The organism is Spirosoma montaniterrae, from assembly GCF_001988955.1.
In the GTDB taxonomy this organism is placed as follows: domain Bacteria; phylum Bacteroidota; class Bacteroidia; order Cytophagales; family Spirosomataceae; genus Spirosoma; species Spirosoma montaniterrae.
The window spans coordinates 4026552-4042723 of record NZ_CP014263.1; the positions used below are offsets into that span (position 1 = coordinate 4026552).

Sequence of the window (16172 nt, forward strand, 5' to 3'; positions counted from 1 at the left end):
GGAGAATCACATCTTTCTATGACTGTTGTTAAGCCGGGGCAATTATAGTGGCAATCTGGGTTGAATAATGAATTTTGCCGGGCGGGTTTGTATAGCCTTATAACTTTTTACAATCGGTATCAGGGTGTCGACCTATTTTAGGGTACGGAGGTGTTCGGAGGGGGTATGGCCGGTCGTTTTCTTAAACGCCGATATAAATGATGCACGGGTGTTGAAGCCACTCTCCCGAGCAATAGCTTCAAGCGTTTTCCGGCGGTAGGTAGGGTCAGCTAACAGGCTTTGGGCATACCGAATTCGGTGCCGGTTGATATATTCGTTAAAATTCACATTTTCATACCGGTTGATAAATGCCGATAATTGATGGAGTGGTATGCCACTCTCCTGTGACAATAACGGAAGTGTATAATTAGGTTGAAGGAAAACCTGTTTCTCTTCCAGCAAAAAACGAAGTTTACCGCTATATGCATTAACTAAACCTTGTGGCAACTCTTCGCGGAGGGTTTCTATTGAGACTGGCGTATCCGTTGCGGGTGAATGTAGCGGATTTACGAGGGGGGCTTCAGTAGGCCCATACAGAATTGCTGGCTTGAGAAACAGAATTCCACCCGTAACAAGCCCAATCAGGCTGGCGGGTAATGTGTACCAGAGCCAGATGTTTTCCTGCTGACCAATCAGTAATAAAAATCCTAAAGCAGGGAAAATAAGCAACGCCTGTAGAATAGTATAAATGATTAACCAGCCAGAAAGTGATTGATTTACCGATTCAGAAGTTCGATTTCTTGCAATCATCCGGCAAACAACCCACACTTGAGCCAGCCAGAACAGCGATCCCGATACATACAGCATGAACCGGAAAAAACCAGCCGGAAAAAACCAGCCTTCATCAACCCGGTCTAAAACGTGTATTGTACTGTTTATAATGAGCGGTTCTTTTTCAGAGATCGGCAACAAGAAAACGGGAAGGAAGTTAATTACATAGCTAATACTGGGAAGGAAGAAGATAAAATCTGTAGCTTGTAGTGGTCTCTTTGTCACCACCGTTCGCACATATAAGTAAGAAAATGGCATGTAAGCCAAGTTGAAGGGGCCACTCACCCGAAACAAATGAGGGAGATGTATAATATTTCCCGTATCGATCAGATACGTGTGAAAAAGTGTGTAAGTTAAACAGATGAGACTTAGGCCCAGCAGAAACGTATCGTTGGATACACTCCGTCGTCGGGTCAATAAAATTACACTGACTAAACCACAAGCCGTAAAGCCTGCTATTTCAAGAAATAGTGTAACCTCGGTCAAGATTTCTTTTAAGTCGCTCATACGCTTGAAGCCGATAAATAGTTACAAATCTTACTGTCAGTCAGCCGTAAAATTAATAAATATTGGGCCTACCCTGCTGTTAACAATGTGCAAAATATCAATGGCTCCTCAAAATCATAACTTATAAATTTAATAGCAATAGCCTTTAGTATATATCACACACAATGTAATTTATTTCTTATATAATTAATTTGAAGTAAAAGTAAGTACGTTCAATATAACTTATACGCCCCACCAGCCGTAAATCGAATGAGCCGACTTATCAAATGCTATCGGGTAGGCGCGGGCTTGATGGCTGCACACTACCCGATAGGCAAGTAACTACACAGGTTCGGTTTAGCTCCGCTCCGGGCGCAGGTTCCGCACGGCAGCACCGGCCTGCCACATCTCTGATTCACGCAGTTCGGCCAGTTCCACTTCGAGTTTTTCGCGGTAGTCGGGCTGCGAGTTGCGCGTGATGCTGATTTCAGCTTGTTCCTGGCTTTTCACCGAGTTATAGAGTTGCTCGAAAACGGGCTTGGTGGCGTCGCGGAAGGGCTTCCACCAGTCGAGGGCACCGCGTTGCGCCGTAGTGGAGCAGTTGGCGTACATCCAGTCCATGCCGTTTTCGGCTACCAGCGGCATCAGCGACTGCGTTAGTTCTTCAACCGTTTCGTTGAAGGCTTCCGAGGGGCTGTGGCCGTTGGCACGCAGCACTTCGTACTGGGCAGCAAAAATGCCCTGAATGGCACCCATCAGCGTACCCCGTTCGCCGGTCAGGTCGGAGGTTACTTCTTTGTAAAAATCGGTCTCGAACAAATAGCCCGACCCAACGCCAATACCCATCGCAATGCACTTCTCACGGGCGTTGCCGCTGGCATCCTGATAAATGGCGAAGCTGGAATTCAAGCCCTTGCCCTCGACAAACAACCGACGCAGCGACGTTCCCGACCCTTTTGGCGCCACAAGAAACACGTCAACGTCGGCGGGCGGAACAATACCGGTTTTTTCTTTATACGTTACGCCGAAGCCGTGCGAAAAGTATAGCGATTTGCCAGGCTTCAGGGCAGCTTTTACGGTCGGCCACAGTTCAATCTGGGCGGCATCACTCAGCAGGAAGCAGATGATGGTACCTTTTTCAAGGGCCTCTTCGATACCGAAGAGCGTTTCGCCCGGCACCCAGCCATCGGCCACAGCCTTGTCGTATGTTTTGCCTTCGCGCTGACCCACAATTACATTGAAGCCATTGTCGCGCATGTTAAGCGACTGACCAGGACCCTGCACGCCATAGCCTATAACGGCGATGGTTTCGTCTTTGAGCGTTTCGAGGGCTTTTTCGAGCGGAAATTCTTCGCGGGTAACAACATTCTCAACTGTGCCGCCGAAGTTAATTTGTGCCATTCTGTACTGTATTTAGGTTGTAAAAAATTAGTTGTAGTCGGTATTTTGTTGCTGATGCAATTTTTTGTCATCCCGACGCAGGAGGGATCTCGAACCATAGCTATCAAGCGGACTGCTCTAACTCGAGATCCCTCCTGCGTCGGGATGACAAAACAAATTACAAATAATACGCCCATTCAGCTTCGGGCAGGTATTCGACCAGCCCCTTCTCGGTCTTGCCGACCGCCACCCGGCCTGAGCGTACAAACTCCAGAATCTCGTGCTGATGCCGCAGAAACTGAAAGAAATCGAAAATCTCGGCTTCCACGCCAGTTTTTTCAATCACAACGTAATCTAAGCCCCAATACACGACCCACGCCTTATACTCTTTGTTGATCGTTTCTACGTCGAGTGGTTTTGCGCCGAGCGGGGTACTGATTTTAAACAACGCGATTTCATTGTACACGATCTCGTCGTTCAGATAGCCGAAAACGGCCATTACTTCTACGATCTTACGAATCTGCCGAACAAGTTTTTCAACCTCTTCGCGTGATTCGTGCTTGATAACAATCGTGAACCGCGAGACGCCTTTGCGCTCGGTTTCCGATACGGTCAGGCTTTCGATATTAATGCGTCGGCGCGTGAAAACGATGGTGATACGGTTGAGCAGCCCAATCGTATTCGACGTGAAGACGCAGATGGTGTAAGTGGTCATGACAGTCTGATCTGGGCGACGCTGGCACCGGCAGGCACCATCGGAAACACATTTTCTTCTTTTTCGACAATCACTTCAAGCAGATACGGCCCGTCGTGCGCCAGCAGGGTATCGAGTGATTCGGCCAGCGTAGTGCGGTCGGCGCAGGTGTGCCCGTCCATGCCGAAACCTTTGGCAATAGTCACGAAATCAGGGTTTTGTAGTTCTACAAACGAGTACCGGCGTTGGTGGAACAACTGTTGCCACTGCCGCACCATGCCCAGAAAATTATTGTTCAGGATAATGGCCTTTACGGGTTGTTTGTTCTGCACAATGGTACCCAGCTCCTGTAAAGTCATCTGGAAACAGCCGTCGCCAATAATGGCTACCACTGTGCGGTCAGGAGCGGCTACTTGTGCCCCGAACGCAGCCGGGAGCGCGAAACCCATCGTTCCCATCCCACCCGATGTTACCAGACTATTCGGTCGCTGAAATTTGTAATACCTCGACGCCATCATCTGATGCTGACCCACATCTGTGACAAGCACAGCCTCGCCGTTGGTCTTTTTTGATAGCAGGTCGATTACTTCGCCCATCTGGATTTTTTCACTATCGCCCGACAGACTTGGCACCGTAATTTTCTCATGTTCTATGGCATCATACTTTCTGAATTCGTTGCGCCAAACGGTATGGTCATTAGCGTTCACAAGCGGCAACAACGCTTTTAAGGCCGCCTTCGCATCGCCTACCACGGGTGCATCGGCCCGGATAATCTTATCGATTTCGGCGGGGTCAATTTCAATGTGCACAACCTTTGCCTGCCGAATATACTTGCTGGCGTCGCCCGTTACGCGGTCGTCGAAGCGCATCCCAACGGCGATAATCACGTCGGCCTGATCGGTCAGTACGTTGGGGCCATAGTTACCGTGCATACCTAACCAGCCTACGTATAGCGGGTGGCCGGTCGAAATGGTCGATTGACCGAGTAAGGTAGTAGCAACCGGAATGCCCGTTTTTTCGGCAAACTGCCGCAGTTCGTCTTCGGCTTTAGCAATCTGAACCCCGTGACCCACCAGCATGTAGGGCCGTTTAGCCCCGTTTATCAGCTTCGCAGCCGCTTCCAACTGCTCGGTTTTGGGTACTAAACGAGGGCGGTAGCTGATAATACTCTGACAGCATTCATAGTGAAACGGTCGGGTCATTAATTCTAATTGCGCCGACTTTGTAATGTCAATCAACACCGGGCCGGGCCGCCCCGATTGGGCAATGTAAAACGCCTTTGAAATAACTTCCGGCACCTCATCGGCATTGGTAATCTGGTAGTTCCATTTAGTAATAGGCATCGTTACACCCATCACATCGGCTTCCTGGAAGGCGTCTGTACCGAGCAACCGCTTAGCCACCTGCCCCACAATGCAGACCATCGGGGTGGAGTCGATAAGTGCGTCGGCAATGGCCGTAACAAGATTGGTAGCACCCGGCCCCGACGTAACAAGACATACCCCGGCCCTACCCTGCATCCGGGCATATCCCTGGGCCGCGTGCCCTGCGCCCTGCTCGTGCCGTACCAGAATATGATTAATCCGGTCTTGATAGTCATACAGAGCATCGTAGACGGGCATGATGGCTCCGCCCGGATAACCAAAAATAGTATCGACGCCCTCAGCCAGCAACGACCGCATCAGGGCTTCGGAGCCGGAAAGGGGCAGGATAGCAGGTTGCGGAGGAGACGCAAAATCTTGCCGGTCCGCCGGTGCGGTCTCTACGGCGGGTTGTATGTCTGAAAGTACGCTGACCGTTTCCATTGGTTTGGAGCGTTTGTTGATTTACAGTTCTATTTCTTTGTGGCAATCAATATGCCTGTCGACCATGCCATTCTGACGACGTTCAGGTCGGTTCGGTTCGCTAAGTCGGTCACTAATTTGTCGACCTTATCACCGTGACCATCGGGCCAGTTGGGTTGCGGCAGCATATCGTCGATAACGTACATCCCTCCCGGTGCCAGCGCGTTCAGAGCAGCATCGAGATTAGCGTATTTACCCGGCCATGCATCAGCAAAAATCAGGTCAAACTGCTGATGCTGATTCACTTCTAACCAATCACCGGCGTCAAGGCATAGAAGTTCTAAACGGGCATCATCGCCCAGAATATTATCCGCCACTGATTGATAAATCGGCTCATTATCAATGGATAGTAACGACGAGTCGGCATCCATACCAGCCAGTAGCCAGGCTGTTGCCAACCCTGTGCCGGTGCCAATTTCCAAAACACGGGCTTTGGGTTTCGAGCCAGCCAGCGTCTTCAGCAATGCTCCCGTCTGCAAATCGGAAGGCATAGAAAACCGGATCGACTTACTGGCGATTTCGATGGCTGAAAAACCTTTGGGAAGTGTATGAATGTCGTCGTTGAACATTACTTCTTGTTAAACTTTCCGGGTTTGTTTAGTATGCACCACTACTTGGCCGTTGCTTCTCTTTCTAATGCATCAAGAATGTTTTCAATAGCTATCAAGAGCGGAGCCGCATCGTCTGTTATAGTTGCCCAGACAATCATTAAGTCAACATCAATGTATTGATGAATGAGCCGGTCTCGCATTCCTGCCATGTCTCTCCAAGGTACATTAGGGAATCGCTCACGTAGTGGCATTGATAACCTTTTGGTTGCCTCTCCTGCAATTTCTAACTGCCGAACACAAGCATCCTGCGTTTTAGAGTCAGAAAGAAAGGTTTCCAGTGTCATTCCTTCCGCATACTCAAGGAGCTTCATAAAACTGTTGGCGATGTGTTCCAAATAGATTTGGTCGTCTTTCATCGCGAAATCAGTTTTAAGTCCTGAAAAATATTCTGTCGCATTCGTTTATTTTTGATGCCGTTTTCCGACACCAAATCGACTGTTAAATCGAGCATTTCGGATAGTTCGCGTTGCATACGAACAAATGTCAGCAGCGAGACAGGCCGACTAAATTTTATTAATAGGTCCAGGTCGCTATCCTGCTGATTTTCACCCCGCGCCCACGAACCAAACACACCCACCCACTCCGGCTGATATTGTCGGAGATAGTTCAGGATTTTGCTATTTTGATCGGGCGTTGTCATGGCAGTTTGACTTGTTGTTCAATGACGTTTTAGCGTTTATTGGTTTGTGCAATAAAAATATTATTGCACAAACATTTATAAGCTGTTAAGTTCTTCTTTCATTGTGGCAACAGGCTCATTGATAAGTTGTTCTGTGAGAGCTTCCTCTATTGACTTCCAATCTTCTTTGAAAGAATCTATAACATTGTTATCAACCTGTAATCTCCACCACCCTTCCTGCCAATCTTTACATATTTCGTTCGTTAACCTCACGGAAGGAATAATGTAAACCGTTGGTTGCCAAATGTTAGATGATTGATGAAAATCCCAGGCCCCACCTAAGTCGACAAATGCAAAAAATAAATTTGACTTCGGTGTTTTAACAGCCTTATATGACAAAGCCCAATCCAGCTTTGCCCATTTTTTGTCAGATCCACGCCCTCGTGTTCGTCGGGCAAATTCAGCCGTTTTAACCTGTATTGCAATTTGTTTTTCCCCAGTCGGAGAGCAAGCGAGAATATCAACATAAGGTGCATTTCCAAATGTCACAGAAGCATGAATGCGCATGCTGGCAAGTTTTGCCATAACGTAGTATGTACCTGCTGCCCCGACGAATTGTGAGTCCTTTGATTGCATTGTAGTTATTATCTTATCATACTTCATCCGTTACGCAACCCTCATTAGCGGGTTTCACAGCACGGATGTATTTGCCCAGAATGCCTTTGGTAAAACGAGGGGCAGGTTTTACCCAGCCTGCCCGGCGTTCGGTCAGTTCAGCGTCTGAAACGTGCAACGTAATTTCGCGGGTCGTGGCATCCAGCGTAATCCGGTCGCCATCGCGCACAAAGGCAATAGTGCCGCCTTCAACAGCTTCGGGAGTAATATGACCGACTACGAAGCCGTGTGTACCGCCCGAAAAACGTCCGTCGGTAATCAGCGCGACCTTATCGCCTAATCCCGCGCCCATGATGGCGGAGGTCGGTTTCAGCATTTCGGCCATACCGGGGCCGCCTTTCGGACCGGAGTTGCGAATCACAATCACCTGACCCGGCAGAATTTCGCCCCGGTTTAGAAAGTCGATGATTTCGCCTTCGTGTTCACAAACCTTCGCCGTGCCCTCAAACCGGGTGCCTTCTTTTCCCGTAATCTTAGCCACGCCCCCGTTAGGAGCAAGGTTGCCGTAAAGCACCTGAATATGACCTGTTGGCTTAACCGGCTGCGACAGTGGAAATACTATTTTCTGACTCTCGAAATCGAGGTCAGGAGCTTCGGCGAGGTTTTCGGCTACGGTTTTACCCGTCACGGTCAGGCAATCGCCATGAATCAGCCCGTTTTGCCAGAGGTATTTCGTTACTGCCGGAACGCCCCCAATGCCGAGCATGTCTTCCATATAATATTTACCACTCGGCTTCAGGTCGGCCAGAAACGGCGTCCGGTCGCTAATAACCTGAATATCATCGAGCGACAGCGAAAGCCCTGCCGAGCGAGCAATTGCCAGATAGTGCAGAGCCGCGTTGGTCGAACCGCCGAGTGCCATAACTAATGTCAGCGCATTTTCGAGCGATTCTTTCGTGATGATATCTTTCGGCGTGATGCCGCGCCGGAGCAGTTCTCGCATGGCCGCGCCAATTTTTTTGCACTCCTCCTGCTTGCCTTCGTGCGTGGCGGGGTAGCTGCTGCTGAACGGCAGACTCAGACCCATTGCCTCAATGCTGCTTGCCATCGTGTTGGCCGTATACATGCCGCCACAGGCTCCCTGTCCGGGAATCGAGTTCTGGATAACGCCCTTGTAATCTTCGTCGGAAATGGTTCCGGCCACTTTTTTACCGTAGGCTTCAAAGGCAGAAATGATGTCTAATTTCTGCCCTTTGTAATGGCCGGACCGGATGGTGCCACCGTAAACCATAATGCCGGGTCGGTCGAGACGGGCCATCGCCATTACGGCACCGGGCATGTTTTTATCACAGCCGACTACCGTAATCACACCATCGTACCATTGTGCCGAAACTACCGCTTCGATGCTATCGGCGATGAGGTCACGGCTGGGCAGCGAGTAGCGCATTCCGTCGTTGCCGTTGGTCATTCCGTCAGAAACGCCGATGGTGTTGAAAATTAGTCCAACCATACCGCTTGCCTGAACACCCTGCTTAACGTATACCGACAAGCCGTTGAGGTGCATGTTGCAGGGATTGCCTTCATAGCCAGTGCTGGCAATGCCAATCTGAGCTTTCTCCATATCGGCTTCGGTCAGGCCGATACCATATAACATGGCCTGAGCGGCTGGATTACTGATTTCCTGCGTGAGCGTGCGACTGAATTTATTCAAACCAACAATTGACGACGTTTCTATCATTTCTGCAATTAGCGAAATTTCGCTGATAGTGTAATAACGCCGTAAATAAAAACAGTCTTTTGCGGAAAGGCAAGATTTGTTCGTAATTTGTTTGTAGCGAGTGCCTGTTATTACCTTTGACCCATGACTACCGAAACCGCATCCCACTACGATCATTTAGAGCAAATGTCGGTCCACGACCTGCTCACGAACATCAATAATGAAGACAAAACCGTGCCATTGGCGGTTGAAAAAGCTATTCCACAAATCGAATCGCTGGTTACGGAAATCGTGAAACGCATGAAAGAGGGTGGCCGCCTGTTCTACATTGGAGCTGGTACAAGCGGTCGGCTCGGCATTGTCGACGCGTCGGAGTGCCCACCAACCTACGGCGTTCCGGCTGACCTGGTAATCGGGCTGATTGCCGGGGGCGACGTAGCCATTCGGAGTGCGGTTGAGTTTGCTGAAGATGACCCCGAACAAGCCTGGAGCGATATGGCCGTTTATCAGCCCGACTCGCTCGATACGGTCATCGGTATTGCTGCCTCGGGCCGAACTCCCTACGTAATTGGTGGGCTGAATCAGGCCCGTGCCGCTGGCTTACTGACGGGCTGCATTGTTTGCAATACCGGCTCGGCAGTAGCGCAGGCGGCTGAGTACCCTGTCGAAGTGGTGGTTGGACCGGAGTTTGTGACAGGCAGCACCCGCATGAAATCGGGCACGGCGCAAAAATTAGTATTGAACATGGTCTCAACTTCGGTGATGATTCAGTTGGGCCGGGTGAAAGGCAACAAAATGGTCGATATGCAGCTATCGAATATTAAATTGAAAGACAGGGCTGCTAAAATGGTTATAAGCGAAACCGGTGTCGATTATGCCACTGCCGAGCAGTTGCTGGCGAAGTATGGCAGTGTGCGGGCGGCTATCGAGAATTATAGATGATTTTTCAAGAGGAACACAGATGGCACGGATGAACACAGATTAAGTTTACTCGTAAATTAATACCATTTTGACTTGGCTATGACGTATTGCTGACGCGAGTGAGACGCAAAGGATTGCGTCTCTACGTCGGATGGTCAACCGTAGAGACGCAACCCTTTGCGTCTCACTCGCGTCAGCAATACGTCATAGGTGATTCCATTGGGTATAAAATCTGTGTTCATCCGTAGCATCCGTACAATCCGTGTTCCCCTTTAAATCCAGCTACGGCGCACGGTGGGCTGAATCTGGGCGGCTTTTGTGAGTAACTGAGCCGTTTCGGCCAGACACCGGATTTGCGAAAAACAGCCAACGTCGGGCGTAGCTTTAGCCCCCAATACGGGCTGATGATGGATGTCGAGCAGGAGGTGCCAGCCGGGGGTGGTACTATCGGGAAAGCGGGCAAACGTGTAATCGTGAATGCGCCGAAACCATTTAGCGCAGTCGGGATGGCGGGTTTGCCAGTAAAGTTTCGCCAGGGTGTTCAAGGCTTCGAGTTGCACCCACGCCCATTTTAGTTGCCAGTCAGAACGAAGGTTGGGTTGCTGTTTCTGGTCGATGCGCGTTAACAGACCCGCCGAAACTTCATCCCATGCCAGTTCGCAGGTACGCAAACACCACGACAGCACCTGTGCCGTAATCTTCTGGTTTTTCGTTCCTGCATACGCGTCGAGCAGCAGACCTGAAACCCGGAACGTCAGGCCTACGTGCTGACTGCGGCCTTCGGGCGTGTTCAGAAAAGCGGAGCCGGGCAAGGCGTATTCGTGCAATACATTGGCGCGGGGTTCGAGAAACGTTCCGAACAACGCGCTTAAAGCCGCGTCTACGTGCTCTTTGTTCGCGTCTTCGTCAAACAGCGGTTGCATCGTTAGCGTAGCCTGCAAAAGCGTTGCCGGTTCGCTCAAATGATGTAGCGTATGCAGCCGATCATCGACCGCATTAGTACGAATAGCACAGGCTTCAACCCCATGCGCAAACGTTTGCTTTGCCAACGCGGCCCACTCATCGTTTGCTGTAGCCGCGTATAGCTGCGCGTAGGCCATTGCCAAAAAACAGACTGGTGTCGAGTCAGCAGCGAGTGCTACAGGCCGCCCGCGCCGGTCGAGTTGAGCATACCATGTACCGGATTCGTGATGCGCAAACTGACGCAAAAAAACGCCCCCCTGCCGTGCATGTTCGAGCCACGCGGGTTGCTTTTCGACGTTTGCATACAGCCACGCAAACGCCCAGGTTTGCTGCGCCTGCAAGCTTACATACTTGTTGCCGTCAATAATTTCGCCCGTTGCCGACAACAGGTCAAAATAGCCCCCGCACAGCCCATCGGAGCTGTGTTTTAACCAAAAAGGCACTACCTGTTCAAGCAATGCCCCTTTGTAATCGGCAGTAAGTTTCTGAAAATCAATCAATACGCTCTCTCTAACTCACGTTGTTCTCTTTCTTCGGGAAGAATAAATTTCATCGGGCGACCCACCTGATTGGGCAGCAGCGCAATATCGAGAACCTGATTTGCCGTATCGACGTAATGGAAAATCAGGTCTTTGATATATGTCTGGTTAATCTCCTCGATGTCTTTACGGTTTTTCGAGCAAAGGATAATCTCCTTTATACCAGCCCGGTTAGCGGCCAGGATTTTCTCTTTGATCCCTCCCACGGGCAGCACTTTACCACGCAAAGTAGTCTCGCCAGTCATAGCAATGTACGGCCTCACCTTACGCTGCGTATAAATCGATGCCATCGATGTCAGCATGGTAATCCCTGCCGATGGCCCGTCTTTCGGTACGGCCCCCGCCGGGATGTGAATGTGCAAATCGTAATGATTAAAAATACGGTAATCTACACCCAGTTCGTCGGCATGGGCTTTCAGGTACGAGAGGGCCGTAACAGCCGACTCTTTCATTACGTCGCCGAGTTGGCCGGAGAGTGTGAGGTTGCCTTTACCCCGGCTCAAGCTCGATTCGATCAATAGAATTTCACCCCCTACCTGCGTCCAGGCCAAGCCTGTTACCACGCCCGCGATGTCATCGTCGGCGTAGAGTTCTTTATCGAAAATTTCGGCACCGAGCAGTTTTGGAATATCGGCAGCTTTGATCGTATGATTGTATTCTTCCTCCATCGCAATACATTTCGCCACCTTACGCACCAGCCTACCAATTTTCTGCTCCAGATTCCGCACGCCCGACTCGCGGGTGTAGCCTTCCACGATGCGCAGAATGGCTTTATCATCGAATTGCAAATCTTTCGGTTTCAGACCGTGGTCTCTGCGCTGTTTCGGAATCAGGTATTTTTTGGCAATCTGTACTTTTTCTTCGATGGTATAGCCCGCAATATCGATAATTTCCATCCGGTCGCGCAGGGCGGGATGAATGGTATCGAGCGAGTTGGCCGTGGCAATAAACAACACCCGCGAGAGGTCGAACTCTGTATCTAAGTAATTGTCCATAAACGTGTTGTTCTGTTCAGGATCAAGAACTTCGAGCAATGCCGACGACGGATCTCCCCGAAAATCGCTGCTCACTTTATCGATCTCATCAAGGATGAATACCGGATTGGCCGTGCCGCATTTCCGAATGTTCTGAATAATCTTACCGGGCATGGCCCCGATATACGTTTTTCGATGCCCACGAATCTCGGCTTCGTCATGAACGCCCCCCAACGCCATTCGGCTGTATTTGCGGCCCAACGCCTTCGCTACCGACTTGCCCAGCGACGTTTTACCCACACCGGGAGGGCCATACAAACATAATATTGGGGCTTTCATATCGCTTTTCAACTTCAGAACAGCGAGGTACTCAATAATGCGTTCTTTAACTTTTTCCAGCCCGAAATGATCGGCGTCTAAAATTTTCTGTGCCCGCTTGAGGTCGAAATTGTCTTTCGTATACTCGTTCCAGGGCAGGTCAACCATCAACTCGATGTAATTCATCGTGACGGGATACTCCGGGGCCATGGGGTTGATACGCTGAAGTTTATTCAGTTCTTTATCGAAATGCCCGCGTACCTCCGTCGACCATTTTTTGGCGTCTGCCCGCATCCTCAGCTCGTCAATCTCGCGGTCGGGGTTGTCCATCCCCAGCTCGTCCTGCAATACCTTCATTTGCTGACGCAGGTAGTAATCGCGCTGTTGCTGATCGAGATCCGACGATGCCTTGGACTGAATTTCTCGTTTCAGTTCCAGCAACTGTACCTCGCGCAGCATGTACTCGAGCAGCAAATTTGCCTGTTGCGACCCATCGAGCGTTTCCAGAAGCCGCTGTTTATCAGCTACATCAACATTTAAGTTCGATGATAGAAAATGCAATAGAAACGTCGGGCTTTCGATATTGTCGAGCGCGATGCGGGCTTCCTGTGGAATTTCCGGATTGAGTCGAAGAATTTTATAAGCCGCTTCTTTGAGCGATTGCAACAGTGCTTTGCCTTCTTTGCGGTTTACGTTCGGAAAACTATCGTCTATCTGCCGAACCTGCGCCATCATATACGGCTCTTCCTGCGTAATCTGCTGCATTTCAAACCGTTTCTTGCCCTGAATAATAATCGTGATGTTGCCGTCGGGCAACGTGATCATTTTTATGATGTAGGCAATTGTCCCAAACCGATACAGGTCGTCGGCAGTGGGTTCGTCTTTATTCTGATTGAGTTGAGCTGATACGCCAATAATTCGATTGCCTTTATACGCTTTCTTAACCAGGCGAATTGATTTCGACCGACCCACCGTTACTGGAATCACCATACCGGGAAACAGCACTGTATTACGTACCGGCAGTACCGGCAGGTTGGCCGGTAGTTCGTAATCTTCATCAAAGCCCTCCGCCGAACCGAGGGGCACAATCTCAAGGTTGTCCGAGTCGAAATCGGCCATTAATAAACGGGTAGCTAATTCGTTTTCTGGAATCATACTAAAACTGCCAAACTGACAGCTATCAATACCTATTGGTGATTATAAAGATGGAAAAGGATAGAAGATGAAGTAGGTGCAAGTCGTATGCCAACTACCAATTCTATGACGATTCGGCGGGCTGGATGTTTCTACCGCAAAATAACTACTATGTACGCATTCGAGTTTGGCACTGCAAATTATTTATTAGATGGAGATGTCCTGAACAGGCTGGCTTTTGCGAAAAACAACGGTTTTCTTCTGATCCTGGTAGTTTATATTTACCATGTTCACCTGGTCATCAAACAGTTCCATCAGCACCGCCTGCTTAAGCATACCCCCCCTAAACGGCTCTGTATAAGGCATTTCCAAGTAAATCCAGTTGGCATCGGCTTCAATTTCATGACCAATGTATTGAAATGGCTTCGGTTGTTTTTGTGGGCTGACGTAAGCGAAACAAGACCGCACGTACTTTTCAATCAGCGGGTCATTTTTATCATTCGGTAGTAAATTTACCTTCGTACCTGCTGCCTGCGTGAGGGCTTTTTCCAAATCGTCGGTAAATACCCGAATGCTGATCTCAAAGGTGCGTTCTTTTTGGTTGTAAACCATTTGTGTCACACTGACATGAAAATCATGCGCCGGGCGAGCAGAAGAAAAAAGTGAAAAAACGCAGAGTGAAAAGAGATTCACGCAGAGAACACGGAGAAAATTCTGCGCTCTCTGCGACTCCTCCGCTTCTCTGCGTTTAAAAAACAGCTTTGAAAACATCGTTGAAAATTGCAAATGCCATCAGGCCCAGCAGAATAACCATACCCACCCGCTGTGCGCCCTCAAGAAAACGGTCAGACGGTTTACGCCCCGAAATAATTTCGTAGCTTAGAATAGTGGCATGACCACCGTCGAGAGCTGGAATGGGCAACGCGTTCATAAACGCCAGAGCCATTGACAACAAGCCCGTTACGGTCCAGAAACGATCCCAAACCCACACACCGCCGAACAGATTCTGAGCAATGCCAATTGGGCCGCTCAATGCTTTTGACGCCGACACTTCGCCCCGGAAAATCTTGCCAAATCCCTTAATATTGTCAAACACGACCTGAAACGCCCGGCGCGTACCAACCGATATAGCTTCGCCAAATGTGTATTGCTGCGTGGTCATAGGCAGCAGAAACTCAGGAAAAAAGCCGACCGTACCCTCAGCGGTTGTTGTCAGGCTGAGCGAAGCAGGCTGTCCTTTACGGCTGATACCAAGCGTTATAGGCTTACTTTTCAGGGGCTTAACGGCATCGGTAAACTCATGATAGAACTGTATTGGTTTGCCATTAATGTTCGTAATGAGGTCGCCCGGTTTCAATCCCGCTTTGGTCGCCGGTTGGCCCGGTACTAATTCGCGTACTTTAAACGGCATAATTGGCTCTATAAACAGCCCGGCACTCTTTTTATCGGCAAGTTTATCAACGAAATTGTTGGGAATATCAATGTCAAGTTGCTGGCCGTTGCGTTCAACGGTGTAGTAGCTGTTATTACCCAAAAACACGTCGGAACTGCGGATGTCGCTAAAATCGACTAATTCTTTGCCGTTCACTTTCAGGATTTTATCTCCCGTTCGGAGGCCAATTTCTTTCGCCAGATCATAAGCGACGATACCGTATTTGGCATCTTTGGCTGCTAAGTAGGTGTTGCCGTTTTTATAGGCCAGCACCACAAAGATCAGGATGCCGACAATGACATTAACGATGATGCCGCCGAGCATGACGATAAGCCGTTGCCAGGCTGGTTTCGAGCGAAACTCCCACGGCTGCGGTTCAGACTGCGTATGTTTGGTGTCGAGCGATTCATCAATCATGCCCGAAATTTTGACGAATCCACCCAGCGGAATGATGCCAAGACCATATTCGGTTTCGCCCCGTTTGATACTCCATACTTTTGGCGGAAAGCCAATAAAATACTGCTCAACCCGCATACCAAAAGCTTTGGCCGCCAGCAGGTGTCCGAGTTCATGAAGGCCAACCAGAATCGACAACCCCAGAATGAGCTGCCCGGCCATAATTAAAATTTCCATTTGCTACTGTTTGTAAAGTCATTTACGGCTCATCAGCCGATCAGTTAATTCCTGCTTATGAATGCCTAAGTACTCAGCAATATCGTTTAAGATGCTGTTGAGCGTACCCACTTTCAACGGTTTATGATTCGGTATGCTAAAGGAATGTTCACCTTTTGCGTATGTTCGAACGATGATGTGACTTCCAGTCTGATGGTGTACCTGATAGCCAAATCGCTCCAATCGCCTAACTAAATCACTGCCGTTCCAATCTCTCGGTAACTTCATTAGGCAAGGGCGAGAACTTCATTTAGCTGAAGACGGATGGTCTGGGGCATTTCATTTGGTTTATCAAAAAAATAACCGATAACCGCATCTTTTATCATCGTCTTCAATTCGTCAAGCGTATCACCCTGCGTGACAATCGACCCGTGCGCCAGCTTTGTTCGAGCCACATAGCCTCCTTCTTCATCTGATTCAACTAAAAAAGTTAACTCGCTCAT

The 16172-nt window shown here is 49.4% G+C and carries 16 protein-coding genes; 1 reads left to right on the plus strand and 15 read right to left on the minus strand.

Translation table 11 applies throughout. The features are described 5' to 3' along the window. Window positions 1-132 precede the first annotated feature (132 nt). The 9 genes from AWR27_RS17405 to ilvD all read right to left on the minus strand — a co-directional run bounded on the left by AWR27_RS17405 (window position 133) and on the right by ilvD (window position 8797). Window positions 133-1317: a helix-turn-helix domain-containing protein gene (locus AWR27_RS17405; RefSeq protein WP_083732891.1), complete on the minus strand. Its 1185-nt coding sequence runs from the start codon at window positions 1315-1317 to the stop codon at window positions 133-135. Between the two features lie 336 nt (window positions 1318-1653). Then, window positions 1654-2697, minus strand: a complete 1044-nt coding sequence (ilvC, locus tag AWR27_RS17410; RefSeq protein ID WP_077132372.1) for a ketol-acid reductoisomerase — start codon at window positions 2695-2697, stop codon at window positions 1654-1656. A gap of 157 nt (window positions 2698-2854) precedes the next feature. After that, entirely contained in the window at window positions 2855-3391 is a 537-nt protein-coding gene (gene ilvN, locus AWR27_RS17415) for an acetolactate synthase small subunit (protein ID WP_077132373.1), read from the minus strand. Continuing rightward, complete coding sequence (gene ilvB, locus AWR27_RS17420) at window positions 3388-5175, minus strand: biosynthetic-type acetolactate synthase large subunit (RefSeq protein ID WP_083732892.1); 1788 nt, start codon at window positions 5173-5175, stop codon at window positions 3388-3390. Before ilvB ends, ilvN begins: the two co-directional genes overlap by 4 nt. Window positions 5176-5204: 29 nt before the next feature. Then, window positions 5205-5783, minus strand: coding sequence for an O-methyltransferase (locus AWR27_RS17425; RefSeq protein WP_077132374.1), 579 nt, complete (start codon window positions 5781-5783; stop codon window positions 5205-5207). 41 nt (window positions 5784-5824) lie between these two features. Next, window positions 5825-6181: a HepT-like ribonuclease domain-containing protein gene (locus AWR27_RS17430; RefSeq protein ID WP_077132375.1), complete on the minus strand. Its 357-nt coding sequence runs from the start codon at window positions 6179-6181 to the stop codon at window positions 5825-5827. Further along, entirely contained in the window at window positions 6178-6465 is a 288-nt protein-coding gene (locus tag AWR27_RS17435) for a nucleotidyltransferase family protein (protein ID WP_077132376.1), read from the minus strand. Before AWR27_RS17435 ends, AWR27_RS17430 begins: the two co-directional genes overlap by 4 nt. Window positions 6466-6540: 75 nt before the next feature. After that, window positions 6541-7080 carry a hypothetical protein gene (locus AWR27_RS17440; RefSeq protein ID WP_198045026.1) on the minus strand — a complete coding sequence of 180 codons (540 nt, stop codon included), beginning with the start codon at window positions 7078-7080 and terminating at the stop codon, window positions 6541-6543. A 16-nt stretch (window positions 7081-7096) separates the two neighbouring features. Next, window positions 7097-8797: a dihydroxy-acid dehydratase gene (gene ilvD, locus AWR27_RS17445; RefSeq protein ID WP_077132378.1), complete on the minus strand. Its 1701-nt coding sequence runs from the start codon at window positions 8795-8797 to the stop codon at window positions 7097-7099. Between the two features lie 123 nt (window positions 8798-8920). On the opposite strand from ilvD, the gene murQ reads away from it, so the two are divergent. Next, a complete protein-coding gene (murQ, locus tag AWR27_RS17450; RefSeq protein ID WP_077132379.1) occupies window positions 8921-9718 on the plus strand; it encodes an N-acetylmuramic acid 6-phosphate etherase in 798 nt (265 codons plus the stop codon). 251 nt (window positions 9719-9969) lie between these two features. Here the strand turns inward: murQ and AWR27_RS17455 are convergent, their stop codons facing one another. From AWR27_RS17455 to AWR27_RS17480, 6 genes are all read right to left on the minus strand, one after another. Beyond that, on the minus strand, window positions 9970-11160 hold the full coding sequence (locus tag AWR27_RS17455; RefSeq protein ID WP_077132380.1) for an AGE family epimerase/isomerase: 1191 nt from the start codon (window positions 11158-11160) through the stop codon (window positions 9970-9972). Then, complete coding sequence (gene lon, locus AWR27_RS17460; protein WP_077132381.1) at window positions 11157-13646, minus strand: endopeptidase La; 2490 nt, start codon at window positions 13644-13646, stop codon at window positions 11157-11159. Before lon ends, AWR27_RS17455 begins: the two co-directional genes overlap by 4 nt. A gap of 186 nt (window positions 13647-13832) precedes the next feature. Continuing rightward, window positions 13833-14396, minus strand: coding sequence for a DUF6702 family protein (locus AWR27_RS17465; RefSeq protein WP_418346591.1), 564 nt, complete (start codon window positions 14394-14396; stop codon window positions 13833-13835). Beyond that, a complete protein-coding gene (rseP, locus tag AWR27_RS17470) occupies window positions 14374-15690 on the minus strand; it encodes an RIP metalloprotease RseP (RefSeq protein WP_077132383.1) in 1317 nt (438 codons plus the stop codon). Before rseP ends, AWR27_RS17465 begins: the two co-directional genes overlap by 23 nt. A gap of 18 nt (window positions 15691-15708) precedes the next feature. Then, window positions 15709-15957 (minus strand): type II toxin-antitoxin system HicA family toxin, encoded by a 249-nt coding sequence (locus AWR27_RS17475; protein WP_077132384.1) that lies wholly within the window; start codon window positions 15955-15957, stop codon window positions 15709-15711. Next, window positions 15957-16172 (minus strand): type II toxin-antitoxin system HicB family antitoxin, encoded by a 216-nt coding sequence (locus AWR27_RS17480; protein ID WP_077132385.1) that lies wholly within the window; start codon window positions 16170-16172, stop codon window positions 15957-15959. Before AWR27_RS17480 ends, AWR27_RS17475 begins: the two co-directional genes overlap by 1 nt.